Here is a 14559-nt window from a genome sequence, read left to right on the forward strand (position 1 = left end):
GACAATGCGACTGCCAAACCGATCAGAAAGAGGAGACGATGAGCGAAACTCCAGAAGAGCAGAGCAACCCCTACGCCATAACGTTGGTCGTTATCGCAGGGGCAGCCACATTTTTCGGGCTGATCATGATGCTGGGCACCGAACCGGGTTATGACGGGGCAATCTCACCAGTCCAGCTGGCTGGGTCGGTCATCTTCGTTGCCGGACTGCTGAGCGGGGTAGCCTGGCTCGCGGTATCCGCCATGCTCTGGCGGCCGAAGGTCAAGCAGAAGACTGAGGACTCGATCGCCTCTTAAGCACCACGTGCAGTCCGCGGCCGTCGTCGTCCCGGATGGACGCCTCGGTACGCTGCCGCACCTCACACCCCCGGCAGCGAATCACATCACCGATGAAGGCGTTGTGGTCGTGTTCCCAGTCCTCATGCCGTGTCCCACACCCAGGGCACTTCTCCGCCTCGCGGATGTGCCACCAGATCGCCTTGTCCCGATCTCCCTGGTCCCACTCGAGGAACTGGGAATGGGGGATCTTGTAGCTGGCGCACACAGCCATCTCTAGAGCGAGCTGAGAATCCGCTCCCAGTCTTTTCCCACTGCGCTCGACGGGGCACGCAGGTTCAGGTCAGTGACGGTGCGGAACAGGTCCACCAACTCCCCCGCCGTGACCTGCCCGGACTCGCAGAACGAGGCCCAGTCCTTTTCCGTCATGTCCCCGTCGATGCAGGCGGCGAACAGAGCGGGCCGGAACGTGTCGACGTTCCAGATCGCCTCAGCCTCCTCCTGCTTCTTCGTCGGCGGATGCGCGTCGATCAGCGCCTCCATCTCGGCGGGCTTCAACGCGGTGATCTTCAGCGTCTCGTAGCACTCCTCGAGTTTCGCCTCAAGCCCATCGACCTTCGCCTGCAGTTCGGTGAGGTCTTCCCCGCGTTTCTTCGCCAGCCCCAGCGCGTAGCGGGCCGCGACGAGTTCCGCCTGCGTCTCCGAATCCTCGGAGATACGCAGGCGGAACTCAGCCGTGGGAAGGGCGCGGGACTTGAGGCGCTTACGGAGACTCACGCCGGGACCGTGACATTTTCTGCTGGTTCACTGGTGATACTAAATTGAATTTGGATGCGGGCGGCCTCGTTCGACAGGGACCGCATCTTGCCGTTGGAGCGGACCCGGATGGGGTAGACGTCCATCTTGTTGTTGGCCGTGTCCCCACCGTCGAGCCAGACGATGAACCCGTTCGTCCCTCGGGGGAGGGTGCCACGCACGTCCACACCGGCCTTGTCGGCGTAGAACGTCAGGGACGAGTCGTCCGAGGTGGTGCGGCCCGGGATCTGGGAGGTGAACAGCGCCCCCAGGTCGGGGGTGGGGATCTGCTCACCGGTGACGTTCCAGCCGGTGATGTCGGCGACCTCTGGGGACAGATCCGTGCCGGCGTTCAACTCGAGGCGGGTCGGGGCGGACTTGCTCGCGATGGAGGCGACGTAGTAGACCTTCGTGGTCTCCGGGTCGAAATACCTCGTGGACGCCGTGATGGCAGGTGCAGCCATGGTCAGGACTCCTTACCGGGCTTACGAGCCCTTCGGGGGGATTTCTCAACGTCGTCCTCGACGACGAGAGACGGAGGGGAGGTCTTCACGACGGGAGGCGGAGGAGGGTCGCACTCATCCCACCCCGACAGGCGAAGTTGCATGAGTGCGGAATCGGCGACCTCGACCTTGCGGTCCAGTTCCGGGTGATAGATCCACATGTCAGACCTTCAATGCCGCGAACGTCATGGCCGTGGTGCCCGACCAGGTGATGGAAGCGAACCCGTCCGATGCCCGGTAGAGCGTTGCGGGCACGTAGATCCACCGCTCCCCGGCGTTGGGGACGGTCACGGTGCGGTCGGCGATCGCCAGCCCGTCCACCGTCCCCGGGGTGACGATGACGCAATCCTGCGCGGCCGTGTGCGCGTTTTTGACGTGCAGGAACGTTCCCGCCCCGGGGATGATTTTGTCCCCGCCTACCGACGCGGGGGAGTACGTGGGAGCGACTCCCCCGGTGGTGATCTGTTGGACACTGACGGTGGCCATGTGGCTCTCCTATTTCCATCCGTGGATACGGGCGGCCTTCTCGACGGCCTGGGCGACGGCTTCACGTGCCGATTGACTGTTCGCTCGGACCGCGGGCCAGATGTACGGGCGCTTCTTCTGCTCGGCCCACTTGTCGTGCGAGTGGGCGCCGCGCCGGTCACCGGTGCCGAACACCGGATGGCGGAACGTGTTGCCCCTGGTGCCGATGCCCTCGAACGGCCGACCGTGAGGCGCCCGATCCTGATTGACCCTGATCGAGAAGCCCTGCCGCTTCTTCGACAACGACGCCCGAACACCGATCGCACCTGGGATACGCGACGACCACGAGGCGCGTTTCTTCGCGTCCTGCACAACGGAGTCCGCGGCCCTCTTCAGCTCCGGCCTCACCTGCTGGCGGAACTCGAGCGGGATCTTCCCGAAATCCTCGACCAGCCTCGCGACGATCTCGCTGGAGTCGCTCACTTGAACGCCTGGCACTCGATGGCGAACACCATGACACCCCAAGCGCCTTCGGCGTTCTGCTGTTGATCGAAGTCCATGAACCGCACCTGGGCGCGCGCAACCGCCCCGCCCATTGTGGTGCCCTTCAGCTTCACGCCGATAGCGGCCAGTGCCTCGAAGCACCGGTCCCGGACGGGTTTGACGTCCTCATCCCCGCGGTATGACCACATCAGACAGTTGATGTCGTACACCTCGAGCCGCCCACCCCCGAGATCAGCGGTGCCCTCCTTGGACGTCACCGACATCTCTTCGGGGACGTAGCCGATGGAGAGTCCGTCCGCTTCGAAGTCCACGATCGGCGGCCCGTCGAGGACCTCCCACCCCGTCAGCACCGGGGGAAGGTTCGCGACCAGCCAGTCACATGCGGCGGGGACGGAGCTCACGCGATCCCCCCAGCGGTGTTGTCCGGCCGCAACAGTTCCAGTGCCCTACGGGGAACGGCGTAGGAGATACCCGATGCGACGGGGACGTTGTCGATGCCCCCGCCGATGGGGAGTTTCGCCATCTGGCCCCGCTGGGTTTCCCACAGATGTTTCACGATGATCTTCGTGGCTAGTTTGATGTTCCCTGGGACGGTGGTTCTCCCCGCGGTGTAGGTGACGTTCCACGGGCCGCCAAACAACGCGAGCCCGTCGGCCCGCTCAACGATGCCTGTCACCTTGTCGACGACGAGGTCAGCGACTTCCCACGATGTCCCCGACGAGAACACCGCCGTCACCGAGTCCAGAGACAGCACTGGCGGCTCGAAGAGCGCGATGAAGCTGGTGTGGCGCTCGGTGATGACTTGGGTGACGACCGGTCCCGCGTAGTACTCGACAACGGGAACAGCCGAGTCGATGAAGCCCTGGATCTCAGCGTCGTCCTTTGACGACGTCTTGTTGAGATACTCCTTCATCTCGTCGAGGCCGATGATCTCGGTGGCCATTCAGACCTCCCTCGATCCGACAGCCCTGACGTCATCGCCGGTCTGGTCAACGTTGATGTCGGAGAACCCACAGGACACCAGGACCTCCCGCAGGGTTTCGGGGCGAATGTTGCTGTAGTACTCGCCGTCGCGAAGTAGGCCCCCGTCGATTGCGGAGTGCGGAGCCCTTCCAGGGCCTGCCATGGTTGCGATGAACACCCCCCGCACAGCATCGAACGCGGTCCGGCAGATCGCCGGCCACACGTCGGTGTGCTCGAACACTTCTGCGCAGATGACTACGTCGTACGTCTTGCGGGGGCTCCACGTTGCGGCGTCCGCGACGATGTCCACGCCGGGCCCGTCGAGGATGTCCAGGACCGTGTATTCGGCGTTCGGAAACAGCGTCCGGGGTGAGCCGTTGATGTTCCTGCCGCCGATGTCCAGCACCGTCACCCGGTCGTTGGTTCGATAGCGGGCGAGCCAGTCCATCGCTGCGGTGTGCATCAGTCCTCAGTGGTGTCCCGGGCAGGACGCGACCGGCCCTTGCGCTTCGGCTCCGCAGGGGCTTCCGGCTCCGTCGGCTGGTTCGCGGTCTCCAACGGCCTCGCTGAGCGCCCCTGGGGTGGCGCGGTCTCCGGGCGCTCGTTCTTGTAGCCGCGCAGCTGGAGCTGTTCGTCTACCGCGGCGACCCGGTCCAGCTTCCCGTACTGCAGGTACCCGTCACGTTCGCGGAGCAGCGCCGCGATCTCGCCGTCTCTGGACATGTTCATCCCTTCGCTTGGTAGCCACGGACGGCCAGTTGTCGATCGATCTCGGCGACGTTCTCGTGCTTCGACCGGCGAGCAGCGTGCACCCTTTCGGCCAGGAGCGCGTCGATCTCCCGTCGCCGCTGAGGATCCGCCAGCCACGCAGCCCGTGCGGGGTCTTGCGGATTGATAGGCCGTTCGTTGGGCCGGGGCCGCGGTATCGGAGGCAACCCCGCGAGCTTGCGCACGTCGTAGTGCAAGTGCACGGGTCGGACGTCCCACACGATCGGCACCTCGTGCGTCACGTTGTTGCGGTGCCAGCCGGAGAACGAGCCGTCCGAGAAGTGCCCCTGCCAGCTGGCGCGGAACGCCTGGACGATCTCCCGGGGGAAGTAGGTCAGGCCGAAGCCGAAGAACGCACACGTCGGCTCGTTCTCGTCGACATGACTGCCATCCGGCCGCCGGTGCGCCCACACCGGTTCTTGGAACGGCCGCTGCGACTCGGTGGTGAGGTACAGCCGGTACGGCGCCACCACCACCCGGCCTGGGTCGTCCCGTACCGCGTCGGCGAAGCGAACGAAGTCTTCCTCGCTGGCTGCAAGGTCCCACTCGATCAGGATCACGTCGTCATCGAGTTCGCAGAGCGGGCTGAGGTCATAGTCCTCGAGCACCAGCCTGGGGAGATCGTCGACAACATAGCTTCGGTTGTCGGGGACCTGGGCAGGCCAGGACCGAACGATCTTCACAGGTTGTTCGCGAGAACTGAGACGAAGATGGTGGCCTTCGCCGATGCCCACAGTTCCTCGTCGCGCTCGAGCACGACCTGAACCGTCTCCCCCGCGCTGAGCTCAAAGCTGGTGGACGACACATCTGATCCACCAAGACCCACGTTGCCCGAAGTGCTGGACTTCACGACGACATGAGTCTGGTTGCGGTTCACCGCACTCACCAGCAATGTTGGCGCGGACGAACTCAACTGAACGGTCTTGCCTTGAACGGCCACGATCATCCTCCTTTTGAGTCACGGGGGGTGGCCCGGCGACGTACCACCGGGCCACCCCTACACCTGAGGCTGGGGTCAGGCGCCGAACACCGGGGTGACGAGCCCGGTGCCGGAGATCTTCTGCATGCCGTTGGTGTATCGGCCGAAGGTGTAGGCGAAGTAGCCGTACACCACCATCAGCACACCCAGACTTGCCGCCTTGGCCTGCTCAGCCCTGATGAACACCGGGGCGTTGGGGTCCTCCCACAGGTGGCACTCACTCGCGGGAACGACGTACAGTTCGTCCTCATTCGTGCCCGCACCAAGGTTCGTGGCGATGTTGTTGTCCACCACGACCTTCAGGCCGTTCGGCAGCACACCGCGGACGCCCGCGCCGTACTGGATGCCGGAGTTCGTGCCGCCAGTCTGGGCCGGGACGTTCGGCTGGGCGATGAGCGGCCACTTCGCCGACAACTGGCTGGACAGCCAGTACCACCGACGCGAGTGCATCACCGCGTGCGACGGGGTGCCCATGGCGAGCATGTTCGCCTCCACCGCCGATGCGGCACCCAGGATCTTCGGGTACAACTCCTCGGCGGTGGGGGTGGTGTCGGTGTAGCTGTTGGCCTGCGCCGACGCCGACAGACCCGTCGTCGCCTGCGTGATCAGGGTCGAGTCCAGCCGGGTGGCGTACCGGTTGAACAGATCCTGGAACACGACATCCTCGATGCCGGTGCCGCGGTCGATCGCCTGGCGGGAGATCGTCTGCTGACCGGCAGCGGTACGAACTGGAACCGACAGGAGGGTGTCGTCGACGTTGGTCTCGTTCACCGCGGCGTTCTCTGTCGCCTGCAGGTCCACGCCCGTAGCGGTGGTGATCCGCGAGATCTCCACCGACATGCCCGATGCGGGGAGCGGGTGCTGGTTGCACACGTCCGCGAACGGGCGAAGCTCCGCGGTGGCGGGGGCGTACATGTCGGTGAGGTACTGCGGGACCACGAGCCCCTCGAACGCAGACGTACCGACCGCTCGGGTCAGGTACTGAGCGCGCTCCACGCGCTCCTCGTGCATGTGCCGCGCCAGCCTGGACGACGCCTCCACGTCGTTGTACATGAACTGGCGGGACAGGTCCCGCAGGAACCCAGTGCCGTACGGGTCCTCGTCCTTGCGGTAGGTCCGCTCCTCCTGGCCGATACGGCTGACCTGGTCGTAGGAGGGCTTACGAACCTCGGTGGTCTTGATTTCCTTCGCGGCCCGCTGCGCCTCCACCTCCTCGGCCTTGACCTTGTTGGCGTTGCCGAGCTTGACCCGGATACCGTCCTGGTCCGCCTTGGCCTGGTCGCGCGCGGCGAACAGGTCCGTGACGCGCTGGTCCTCCTCGGGGGTCAGGTTCGACCGACCCTCCTGGCTTGCGGCTGCGAGGATCGTCTGAACCTCAACGGAAGCCTTCTTGGCGCGCTTCTCAGCGGCCTCGAGCTCCACCTCGATACCAGCGATCAGTTCGTCAATGGTCGATGCCATCGAATCGCTCCGTTTCTTGAGTGATGGGGGTGCGTGCCACCCGGGCCGGTGTGATCTGTCGACGCGCGCGGGCACCGCCATCGGTGCGATCTGCCGATGGCGTAAAGGGGGGTTGGGTGCAGCTATTCGTCGTCTGCGAGCAGCTGCGTGCGAATCAGGGCCAGCGAACGACCCTTTGGTTCCTCCCGCTTGACGGGAGCCGGCTCCTGCGGTGCAGGCGCCGAAGTTTCGGTGGGGCGCAAGTCGCGGCGCCCGTTGAGCTTGTCCAGCGCGGCGCGTGCGGCGCCGGCGGGGAGCTTGTCGAGACAGTCGATGATCTCGTGCGAACGAGCCGCGATCGACGTGTAGGGATTCGCCCCGTAGTTCACCGCGGACGTGTCGCCGCGGTCGAGGTCGACCTCCTGGATCCGGAACTCCATGTAGTCCGGGGACCACTGCCCCCGCGTGATCATGAACGCGAACGACATCTCGGTGATGTTGCCGTCCTCAATGGCGATCACGAGGTCCTTCACGTCCTGCCGCTTCGGGTTCAGGAACGCCACCGACTTCAGGCCCGTGTCGTCCACCGACAACTCCAGGCTTCCGTTCGTGGTGCGAGCCATCGTCATGCCGCGATGGTTGAGCAGGAACGCCACATCGGGGTTCGCGTCCAGGGTCTTGTCGAACGCACCCGCCGACACGATCTCGGTGTACGGGCCGAACATGTCCCACATGTCGTAGCCACGCTCGGTGACAGACGCGTAGCCCTCCACCTGAACGAACGACTGGCCGTCCTTCTCGACCTTCTTCGCTCGCAGGGTGCTCGGGAAGGGCTGGGATCGAGCCACGCCACAGGGGATCAGGCCCGGCTGCGCACGCACAGCGGCGGCGCGCAGGTCACGGATCTCTTCGGTCATTGCTCCACTCCGGTCTTCGCGGGGGTCTGTCGTTGCGGGAACAGCGCGTCGAACTCGTCTTTCTGGCCATCGGTGAGCGGCGCCAACTCGTCGAGCTCCCGGGCCTCGTTCGGGGTCCTGACTCGCGAGTCGATCTGCAGTTTGAGCATCTCCGCCCGCGATTTCGGGTCCATCCGCAGCAGCGCGTCGGTGTTGAGCTTCACGTACCGCGGCTTCGGGGTGAGTTTCCCCAGTGCCGTCTCCCGGCGGATGATCGCCGGACCCAAGTGCATGACCAGGAACTGCAGGTTTCGCTGCGTGACCGACGCGTACGTGATGCTGTTCGAATGCACCGCGGCATCGATCAGATCCCCCGGCACGTCGAAGAACCTGGCGATGTCCGCGATCGAGTACTTTTTCGCCTCGATCCAGTCCGTGGCGGCCTGCTCGACGGTCATCATGTTGTACTCCCAGTCCGACCCGGAGACGAACACGTCCCCGCCTTGGACGGACTGCTTGAACTTCGTCTTGATCGCGTCGGCTTCCTTGGGCTGCAGCGTCTTCGCGGTGTTCTTCAAATGGCCCTTTGGGGTGGCGCCGTTGCCGAACCACTCGCTGGCGAACTCCTGAATCGACAGGTACTCCCCGATCGCCCACGCCGCGTACGCCACAGGAGACAAACCCACGTGCAACCCGGCGACGGTGTACTGCCGCTCATGCCACACGTCCCGGGGTTCGTACTCCAGGCGCCCGATCTTGTACTTGTGGACGTCGCCGTCCTTCACCCGCACGGAAACCTCGGAGAACGGCTGCAGATCGATACGGGCTGGCAGGCCAGTTTCGCTCCGCTCCGTGATCAACCCGAACGCGTTACCGGCGCGGTCGAGGTCGAACTGGCTGGAGTACATCCACTCCAACACGTCGACCCGCTCACCGCCGGGGTTCACGAGCACCGGGGGCTTCGGAACCTCCACCTGGACACCGTCGAATCGCCGGTACACGTCGATGGGCAGCGTCGAGATGAGATTCGCCCGAAGCCGGAGGCACGCCCACACCGCAGAGTGCCGGAGAGCGCTCTCGTTCGTCACCACACCCGCCGCTGAGGAGCGCAGTGTCCGGTCATGCCGGATGTGCTCCTCAGCGGTCATGCCCTGGAACGAGCGGCGGAAAAGGCTCACGTGTCACCACGCTTCTGCGGACGCTCATCGAGCCACGCGGACACACCCGATCCCGCAAGGATGACAACACCAGCCAGCGCCAAGCCCCACCAACCGAGCAAGGTTCCTGCGCCAAGCCCAACACCCGCGGCGAAAGCGAGCAGCCCAATCGCGTCCAGGAGAGTCGTCGCGATCCCTCGCATCTCGGCTCCCCTCATCAGTAAACGGAATCCAGCACGTCGTAGTCCGCGGTGACTAGGTCAACGCGGGTGGTGTAGGACCAGCGGGCCATCGTCACCGACACGAGCGGGCTGATGTCGGTGGACGTGTCCAGCCGATGCCAGGCGATGGTGTCGCCGGTCTGCCGGGTTTTCGCCCCAGACACAGCGGCATCAAGTGGGTTTTCCCCGAGGTGACGGATCGTTCCCTGCTTTACCGCGTCGATGATCTGGCCGCACGCCGCGGCCATCTCGACCCCGTTGGTGACCGCCAGCTCACCCCTGAGGGGTTCCTCGGGGTTTTCCGGGACTGTGACACCAACCTTCTCCAGGTCGGTCACCAGCGACGCGTATGTGCCTCTGCCCATGCCGATCGCGACCGGGTCCAGCGTGTCCCGCAGCTCCACGATGCGATCCACCAACCAGCCCACACCAGGCCGGTAGTCCAACAGTTGCGTGTGACCCAACTCGTCCCCACGCAGCCCGTACACGGCGATCGCCGCATAATCCCGCAGTGGGGCGATATCCACCCCAATCGCCACGTCACCCTGACGCCGCGAGTCCTTATCGGTCAGGTCGTCCCACTGCTTGACGTCGATCGCGCCGCCACCCTTGTTCTGGCGCGGCCAGATACCGAGGATCTCTCGGGCGAACCCCACATCCGACATCGAGCGCCGGTTAAATGCGAGCGTCTCCAGGCTCACACGCATACCCAGGGCCGGATTGGTCGCGGCCCAAGACTCCTGGTTGTCCAGGTCGACCCGGTCCAACTCGTCGAGGAGACCCTCCAGCCCCCAGTCACGCCACCCCAGGGCGTCATCCCCGCCAGCCTCGGCCCGCTCCCGAAGGTCGAACATCGGCTCACCGGAGAACGAGTCCAACGGCGGAGAGGACGTGTAGATGATCTGCGGGTTCGGGCGGGCGTTCATCGTCGGCAGCAGCGCGTCATGCATGACGTGCGTGTAGGCGAACGTCTCATCGATGATGACCAAGTCGCCCGAGAACCCTCGTCCCGATCCCTTCGACCTGGCGATGAAGCGAATACGCTGCCGAGTGTCGAGCCGCTCGAACCCTTCCGCCCCACTCGAGTTGTTGACCTTGATGACAGTCTCGCCAACCTGAATCAGGTTCGGCCCGATTTCTTCACCAAGCCCGATCAGCAAATCCTGGCAGCGGCGGAACGCCTCCAATGCCGTCTTCACCTCGTGCGCAGACCACATAACGAGCCGCTCGCCGAGAACCAAGAAGCCCGTCAACGCGCGTGCCTCGAGGATCCCGCCCTTGCCGTTCTGCCGGGCGACGATCTCCCCGTACTCGCGGCATGCCCACTTGCCGTCCGGCTTGACGGACATCAACAGGTCAAGCGCGTCCGACTGCCACGAGTCCATCACCTGGCCAGCACGACGCATCAACTCCGCCGCAACGTCGCCATGACTGAAGGCGACCTCGCAAGTCGGCCGTGACTCAACCCGCGGGCGACGCGCCCCGCGAAGCTGCGAAGGCGGCAAGGTCGGAGATGTTTGCACCCGCGCCTCCCGAAGACTTCACCTTTCCCTGAACTGCTGACGCAGGCTTCCGGCCCGGCCTTGAGATCGTCTGAGACTGCCTCAATTCCGCGACGATCTGCTTGAAAGCCAACGCCTGCTGCCGCGACTCCGCCAAAACCCGATCAACTACGACCGTGACCTGACCCGAGTCGTTGTCGGCGTCGAACGTGAGCCAATCCCCGCCGTACAACTGCCGATCCAGACGGTCAAGCCGATCGGCGATACGGCACGCCTCCAGTAGAAGCCGTGACTGCAACGGTGGAAGCTGCCCTTCCTTGGTCATCTCCTGCCACAGCGCCCCGCCAGCGACACCTAAGGGCGTCTCCCGGTCGTCGGAAGCTGTCTCCGGAGGCCGAACCTCTTCGCAGTGCTCCGGTCGGCAAAGCGAGTGGTCCCCGCGCTTGTGCATCCGCGACCGACGCGCACGCAACGTCGAAGTAGAGGCCATCGCTCAACCCACCAATGCCAACTGCTGGGGCCTGCCCCACACGCCCTTGCGCGAGTTGCACACGAAGTGCGCGAGCTGCACATTCGCCTTCACATCATCACCACCGTCGGCCAGTGGAATCACGTGATCGATACTCGGCGACTTCGGGTCGGGGTACTTCCTCTGCATCGGCACGCGATGGCCGCACAAACCGCACCGGTTCCGATCCCGTTTCGCGATCTCAGCCAAGGTGTAGGGCTCGCTTGCCCTGCTCAGCTTCTCAGCGCGCCGGCGCCGACACTTGGCCTGCAACCGCAGGCGCTCCGCAGCCCGCAGCTCATCCGGGGACTTACCGCTTGGCCGGGCGTAGGCACACCGGGTCGAGCAGGCCTTCTGTCGCCTGCCCTGGGGCACGAACTCCGTACCGCACGCTTCACAGGCGCGAGGCGTCATCCTCGCGGTTGCCCGGCACCGATGGCACCGACGTTGCCCGACGGGCAGCGACTTCGACGTGGACCATACGAGTTTGCCGCAAACGGAACAGGGCGTGTCCGGCTTCCTTGGCAACGCGCCCACCTCCCGTTGCAGCAAGCGTCGCGTTTCCGCAGGTCAGACCGTGCAGCGGCCGTAGCGATCTCGATTCGTGCAAAGAAATGATCGCGGCGGACGGGTGGACATGTGGATCTTCTCCCAAAAAACCGAACACCCGTTCGAACGTCCCGGCGGTCGAACACTCGTTCGGTCAGATCGTGCTCGGGTCCACCATGATCACGGCACCCCTGTCGATGGCGCGTCGTCTCGCTCGGATCTTGTTCGACTTCGCGCTGTTGCAGGCTCGGTGCATGAGGGTCACGTTGTCCCTATCGAGTGGATGTCCGCCCTCGTGGACTTCGTGCTTGTGGTCCGCTGTTCGGCTCATGCGGTGAGTGGGCGGCAGGGTCTGGTCGACGTACTGCCCGCACCAGTAGCAGTGGGTCTCCTCGGTGTACACCTGCTGGCAGAGGGCCCGCCACTTGCGGCCGGCTTGGCCGTGCCACTTCGCCATGGCGTTTAGATCGGGACCTTGGCGTGCATCTGGGCTACCTTCCGCACCCCGGCCAGGATGGTGTCATCAGTGGGTGTGGTGGTGGCCCGGTCGTCGGAGGCCAGGGCCCAGGCGAACTTCGCTCCGTAGATCTCGGGCTGCTCCAGTACCTCACGGTAGAAGCGGATCAGTGCCTTGTCCGCTGGGGTGCTGTCCTGCTGCAGGTACAGCTTGACCCCGTCCTCCATCGCTACTCGCATGAGTGCGGCGGTGGCCTTGCCAAGGAACACCGTGTCGGTGGCGAGGGCCTTGACGCTGCCGAGGTCCATCACTCCACCTCCGTAGTTACCGACTGGTACGGGTGCGACCTGCGGGTTAGCCGGTAGTTTGATCTTTCGACTAGGGCAGGAGCCAGCCGAACCAGTGCCGCAGCCACCCATGCGTGGTGTAGCCCCGACATGCCCGACGTGGACATGTGTTGAAGCGGGCCATCGCGTCCATGTACCCCCTGAGGGCCAGCAGACGGCGCACTGTCAGGTCCTGCGACCCTCGGCGAGGAGCTTGGCGATGCCGTCCCAGCCGATGACCGTGACGTCTGCCCAGCCCTTGATCCGTACCGGCCAAACGAGGCCGAGCGTGAGGCTGATCGCGATGTGCGACCCGTCTGCCCACTCGTCGGGGCTGTCCGTCCCGTCGTCCTTGTAGAACACCACTGGCGTACTCGGGTCGAACTGGCTGTACCAGGCGCCGAGCCACTGCTTCCAGGCGTCCGGGAGCTCAGACAGCATCACGAGCCACCCAGCAATGGATTCTTCACGATGCCTGCCTCTTGAGGTCCCTCAGCAGCATGGCCAGCTGCTTGAACGTGCGGTGGTCCTTGCGGTCCAGGGCGTTGTCGATGCGCTGCATGGTGGCCCTGATGCGGCGCTGCTGTGTCTCGGTCACCGTCGCCACCAGCCTTTCGCCATGTGGCAGGCCAGCCAGCCGCACCACCCGAGGAACGCGGGGACCAGCAGGAAGCGGCGCCAGTGCAGCGGGTCGACACCCAGCCACAACCGGAACACGGTGGACAGGGTGCCCGACGGCTTGTCGGGGGCGCGGTCACGAAGGGCGGGGAGTTCGAGCCAGGCGAACGAGGCGAGGACCCCGATCAGCCACATCAGCCAGCGAAGAGGAGGGGTCACTTTCGCCTCCCTGCAGGAGAAAACCCCCGTGACCTGCTGGTCTACGGGGGCTCTCGGGATCGTCCTCTAGAGACAGATCACCAACATGACCAACCATACGTTGGCTGCTGGTCGTGAGCAAGACGGGGTGATCTACGGCGTGTCACAGCGGCCAGGGAGCGGCGTAGGGGACGGTGACGATCTCGCGCTTGAACTGGTCAGGGTTCTCAGGGTTGAGGACCAGGTCACCGCCCTCGTTGCGGACGAGCCGTTCGATGTGCCAGTTCCCGCCGTCGAGTTCGACGTCGAAGTCTTCCGGGATGTCGTTGGGGTCGAGGCCGTGCGCGCGGATGAACTCGCAGAGCTTCTCGCGGCGGGCGACCATTGCGGTGTCGGTGTCCATCTGCTTTGCCTCCTGGGTGTGTCGTTGATCGTACGATGCTTGCGCTTCGAGCAGGTTCCACTGCCGGTGTCGGCGGGTGCCGTACGGCGTCCACCGGTCCACGCTCGCCCAATACCGCACGGTTCCGGGTGCGACCCGGAACAGTGAGGCGATAGCTGCGGTGTCGGCCAGCCGTAGGCGGGGTTTGATCATCCGGTGTCCTCCAGCAACAACCCGAGCCACAGCCAGCGGTCGCGGGGCCACGTGCTGTCGCACGGCACGCAATGCACCTCATCCGCGTCGAGGGACGCGTACAGCTTGGTGCCGCACGTGTCGTCGCCGACGGGGGTGCGGCAGCGGCCGATGAACCGCTTCCGCTCGCCCAGCGGGGACAAACCCCGTGCTTGGCGGTGCAGGTCGGCGATGTCGTCGGCGACCTCCCCGATCCAGTCGTGCTGCGCGCACCAGTCCAGGTGGGCACGCAGGAACCGCACCTCGCCCGTGATGGTGGGTTCGCTGCTGTAGGTGATGCCGCGTTCGGCCCGCACCCACTGGGCGATGCCGTGCAGGGAGCCGACGAGCGAACGGATGGGGGTGTCCGACTCGTCCCGAGGGTCACGCAACCGATGCACCCCTGCCCCACCGGCGGACCGGTAGTCCAGGGCGACGATGACGTCGTCTCGCCCGGGTGAGCCCGACCCGAAGCCGGGGGCGCGGCGGCCGCCACCGCTGGAGCCTTTCATCACGGAGAGGGTGGCGGCGTAGTCCTCGATCTCCCCGAGGTGCTGCAAAACGCGGTTGACGCAGGGGAAGCAGGCGTAGCCGCGGTCGGGTTGGCGTTTGTTCTTACCCGGGCACAGCACGCACTGGGCGGTCACGCTGCCCTCACTTTCGGGCATGGGGTGTCAGGACCACAACGGGTCATGCACCCGGTGGGGGTGGGTTTGCCGCACTGGGTGCAGTGGCCGTGCTCGTTGCGTTCCAACTCCCCCACACGCTTCTCCAGGGCGCGAACCGTGGCTTCAAGTTCGGTCAGGACTTCGCCGGTCAGTA

24 protein-coding genes are annotated in these 14559 nt (G+C 65.1%); 1 reads left to right on the forward strand and 23 read right to left on the reverse strand.

Annotated elements, in window-relative coordinates; genetic code table 11:
• The first annotated feature begins 38 nt into the window (after window positions 1–38).
• Window positions 39–296, forward strand: coding sequence for a hypothetical protein (locus tag D0C15_RS08000; protein WP_116042248.1), 258 nt, complete (start codon window positions 39–41; stop codon window positions 294–296).
• Between the two features lie 255 nt (window positions 297–551).
• Here D0C15_RS08000 and D0C15_RS08005 read toward each other — a convergent pair whose 3' ends face one another.
• From D0C15_RS08005 to D0C15_RS08120, 23 genes are all read right to left on the reverse strand, one after another.
• Window positions 552–1052: a hypothetical protein gene (locus tag D0C15_RS08005; protein WP_116042250.1), complete on the reverse strand. Its 501-nt coding sequence runs from the start codon at window positions 1050–1052 to the stop codon at window positions 552–554.
• The gene (locus D0C15_RS08010) at window positions 1049–1534 is read right to left on the reverse strand and encodes a phage tail tube protein (RefSeq protein ID WP_116042253.1); all 486 of its coding nucleotides are present in this window, start codon (window positions 1532–1534) and stop codon (window positions 1049–1051) included. Before D0C15_RS08010 ends, D0C15_RS08005 begins: the two co-directional genes overlap by 4 nt.
• A 201-nt stretch (window positions 1535–1735) precedes the next feature.
• Window positions 1736–2059: a hypothetical protein gene (locus tag D0C15_RS08020; RefSeq protein ID WP_116042258.1), complete on the reverse strand. Its 324-nt coding sequence runs from the start codon at window positions 2057–2059 to the stop codon at window positions 1736–1738.
• A 9-nt stretch (window positions 2060–2068) separates the two neighbouring features.
• Window positions 2069–2521 carry an HK97 gp10 family phage protein gene (locus D0C15_RS08025; RefSeq protein WP_116042261.1) on the reverse strand — a complete coding sequence of 151 codons (453 nt, stop codon included), beginning with the start codon at window positions 2519–2521 and terminating at the stop codon, window positions 2069–2071.
• A complete protein-coding gene (locus D0C15_RS08030; RefSeq protein ID WP_116042263.1) occupies window positions 2518–2943 on the reverse strand; it encodes a hypothetical protein in 426 nt (141 codons plus the stop codon). The genes D0C15_RS08025 and D0C15_RS08030 overlap by 4 nt, the downstream gene beginning before the upstream one ends.
• Entirely contained in the window at window positions 2940–3485 is a 546-nt protein-coding gene (locus tag D0C15_RS08035) for a head-tail connector protein (RefSeq protein WP_116042266.1), read from the reverse strand. The genes D0C15_RS08030 and D0C15_RS08035 overlap by 4 nt, the downstream gene beginning before the upstream one ends.
• Window positions 3486–3968 carry a methyltransferase domain-containing protein gene (locus tag D0C15_RS08040; RefSeq protein ID WP_116042269.1) on the reverse strand — a complete coding sequence of 161 codons (483 nt, stop codon included), beginning with the start codon at window positions 3966–3968 and terminating at the stop codon, window positions 3486–3488. It abuts the gene before it with no gap.
• Entirely contained in the window at window positions 3968–4234 is a 267-nt protein-coding gene (locus D0C15_RS08045; RefSeq protein ID WP_162829930.1) for a hypothetical protein, read from the reverse strand. Before D0C15_RS08045 ends, D0C15_RS08040 begins: the two co-directional genes overlap by 1 nt.
• On the reverse strand, window positions 4231–4956 hold the full coding sequence (locus D0C15_RS08050; protein ID WP_116042275.1) for a hypothetical protein: 726 nt from the start codon (window positions 4954–4956) through the stop codon (window positions 4231–4233). The genes D0C15_RS08045 and D0C15_RS08050 overlap by 4 nt, the downstream gene beginning before the upstream one ends.
• Window positions 4953–5219 carry a hypothetical protein gene (locus D0C15_RS08055; protein ID WP_116042277.1) on the reverse strand — a complete coding sequence of 89 codons (267 nt, stop codon included), beginning with the start codon at window positions 5217–5219 and terminating at the stop codon, window positions 4953–4955. The genes D0C15_RS08050 and D0C15_RS08055 overlap by 4 nt, the downstream gene beginning before the upstream one ends.
• A 69-nt stretch (window positions 5220–5288) precedes the next feature.
• Entirely contained in the window at window positions 5289–6713 is a 1425-nt protein-coding gene (locus D0C15_RS08060; RefSeq protein WP_116042279.1) for a phage major capsid protein, read from the reverse strand.
• 122 nt (window positions 6714–6835) lie between these two features.
• Window positions 6836–7609, reverse strand: a complete 774-nt coding sequence (locus D0C15_RS08065) for an HK97 family phage prohead protease (RefSeq protein WP_116042281.1) — start codon at window positions 7607–7609, stop codon at window positions 6836–6838.
• Window positions 7606–8766, reverse strand: a complete 1161-nt coding sequence (locus D0C15_RS08070) for a phage portal protein (protein ID WP_211323114.1) — start codon at window positions 8764–8766, stop codon at window positions 7606–7608. Before D0C15_RS08070 ends, D0C15_RS08065 begins: the two co-directional genes overlap by 4 nt.
• A gap of 196 nt (window positions 8767–8962) precedes the next feature.
• Window positions 8963–10351: a terminase gene (locus tag D0C15_RS08080; RefSeq protein ID WP_116042288.1), complete on the reverse strand. Its 1389-nt coding sequence runs from the start codon at window positions 10349–10351 to the stop codon at window positions 8963–8965.
• Window positions 10352–10427: 76 nt separating this feature from the next.
• Window positions 10428–10793 carry a hypothetical protein gene (locus D0C15_RS08085; RefSeq protein ID WP_162829949.1) on the reverse strand — a complete coding sequence of 122 codons (366 nt, stop codon included), beginning with the start codon at window positions 10791–10793 and terminating at the stop codon, window positions 10428–10430.
• Window positions 10794–10961: 168 nt separating this feature from the next.
• The gene (locus tag D0C15_RS35430; RefSeq protein ID WP_116042293.1) at window positions 10962–11390 is read right to left on the reverse strand and encodes an HNH endonuclease; all 429 of its coding nucleotides are present in this window, start codon (window positions 11388–11390) and stop codon (window positions 10962–10964) included.
• A 289-nt stretch (window positions 11391–11679) separates the two neighbouring features.
• Window positions 11680–11982 carry an HNH endonuclease gene (locus tag D0C15_RS08095; RefSeq protein WP_116042295.1) on the reverse strand — a complete coding sequence of 101 codons (303 nt, stop codon included), beginning with the start codon at window positions 11980–11982 and terminating at the stop codon, window positions 11680–11682.
• Window positions 11983–11987: 5 nt separating this feature from the next.
• Window positions 11988–12290, reverse strand: a complete 303-nt coding sequence (locus D0C15_RS08100) for a hypothetical protein (RefSeq protein ID WP_116042297.1) — start codon at window positions 12288–12290, stop codon at window positions 11988–11990.
• A gap of 204 nt (window positions 12291–12494) precedes the next feature.
• Window positions 12495–12749, reverse strand: a complete 255-nt coding sequence (locus D0C15_RS08105; protein ID WP_116042300.1) for a hypothetical protein — start codon at window positions 12747–12749, stop codon at window positions 12495–12497.
• Window positions 12750–12774: 25 nt separating this feature from the next.
• Window positions 12775–12906 carry an IDEAL domain-containing protein gene (locus D0C15_RS34000; RefSeq protein ID WP_162829951.1) on the reverse strand — a complete coding sequence of 44 codons (132 nt, stop codon included), beginning with the start codon at window positions 12904–12906 and terminating at the stop codon, window positions 12775–12777.
• Window positions 12903–13145, reverse strand: a complete 243-nt coding sequence (locus D0C15_RS34005; protein ID WP_162829952.1) for a hypothetical protein — start codon at window positions 13143–13145, stop codon at window positions 12903–12905. The genes D0C15_RS34000 and D0C15_RS34005 overlap by 4 nt, the downstream gene beginning before the upstream one ends.
• 142 nt (window positions 13146–13287) lie before the next feature.
• A complete protein-coding gene (locus tag D0C15_RS08115) occupies window positions 13288–13719 on the reverse strand; it encodes a hypothetical protein (protein ID WP_116042306.1) in 432 nt (143 codons plus the stop codon).
• On the reverse strand, window positions 13716–14384 hold the full coding sequence (locus D0C15_RS08120; protein ID WP_116042308.1) for a hypothetical protein: 669 nt from the start codon (window positions 14382–14384) through the stop codon (window positions 13716–13718). The genes D0C15_RS08115 and D0C15_RS08120 overlap by 4 nt, the downstream gene beginning before the upstream one ends.
• Between the last annotated feature and the right edge of the window lie 175 nt (window positions 14385–14559).

This window comes from Amycolatopsis palatopharyngis (genome assembly GCF_003385185.1).
Classification (GTDB): domain Bacteria; phylum Actinomycetota; class Actinomycetes; order Mycobacteriales; family Pseudonocardiaceae; genus Amycolatopsis; species Amycolatopsis palatopharyngis.

Bases quoted from the DNA above. Each gene is read 5' to 3' on its own strand.
- D0C15_RS08000 (WP_116042248.1), top strand. From the start codon at position 39: ATGAGCGAAACTCCAGAAGAGCAGAGCAACCCCTACGCCATAACGTTG.
- D0C15_RS08010 (WP_116042253.1), bottom strand. From the start codon at position 1,534: ATGGCTGCACCTGCCATCACGGCGTCCACGAGGTATTTCGACCCGGAG.
- D0C15_RS08020 (WP_116042258.1), bottom strand. From the start codon at position 2,059: ATGGCCACCGTCAGTGTCCAACAGATCACCACCGGGGGAGTCGCTCCC.
- D0C15_RS08035 (WP_116042266.1), bottom strand. From the start codon at position 3,485: ATGGCCACCGAGATCATCGGCCTCGACGAGATGAAGGAGTATCTCAAC.
- D0C15_RS08040 (WP_116042269.1), bottom strand. From the start codon at position 3,968: ATGCACACCGCAGCGATGGACTGGCTCGCCCGCTATCGAACCAACGAC.
- D0C15_RS08045 (WP_162829930.1), bottom strand. From the start codon at position 4,234: ATGAACATGTCCAGAGACGGCGAGATCGCGGCGCTGCTCCGCGAACGT.
- D0C15_RS08055 (WP_116042277.1), bottom strand. From the start codon at position 5,219: ATGATCGTGGCCGTTCAAGGCAAGACCGTTCAGTTGAGTTCGTCCGCG.
- D0C15_RS08060 (WP_116042279.1), bottom strand. From the start codon at position 6,713: ATGGCATCGACCATTGACGAACTGATCGCTGGTATCGAGGTGGAGCTC.
- D0C15_RS08065 (WP_116042281.1), bottom strand. From the start codon at position 7,609: ATGACCGAAGAGATCCGTGACCTGCGCGCCGCCGCTGTGCGTGCGCAG.
- D0C15_RS08080 (WP_116042288.1), bottom strand. From the start codon at position 10,351: ATGGACTCGTGGCAGTCGGACGCGCTTGACCTGTTGATGTCCGTCAAG.
- D0C15_RS08085 (WP_162829949.1), bottom strand. From the start codon at position 10,793: ATGACCAAGGAAGGGCAGCTTCCACCGTTGCAGTCACGGCTTCTACTG.
- D0C15_RS35430 (WP_116042293.1), bottom strand. From the start codon at position 11,390: ATGACGCCTCGCGCCTGTGAAGCGTGCGGTACGGAGTTCGTGCCCCAG.
- D0C15_RS08095 (WP_116042295.1), bottom strand. From the start codon at position 11,982: ATGGCGAAGTGGCACGGCCAAGCCGGCCGCAAGTGGCGGGCCCTCTGC.
- D0C15_RS08100 (WP_116042297.1), bottom strand. From the start codon at position 12,290: ATGGACCTCGGCAGCGTCAAGGCCCTCGCCACCGACACGGTGTTCCTT.
- D0C15_RS08105 (WP_116042300.1), bottom strand. From the start codon at position 12,749: ATGCTGTCTGAGCTCCCGGACGCCTGGAAGCAGTGGCTCGGCGCCTGG.
- D0C15_RS08115 (WP_116042306.1), bottom strand. From the start codon at position 13,719: ATGATCAAACCCCGCCTACGGCTGGCCGACACCGCAGCTATCGCCTCA.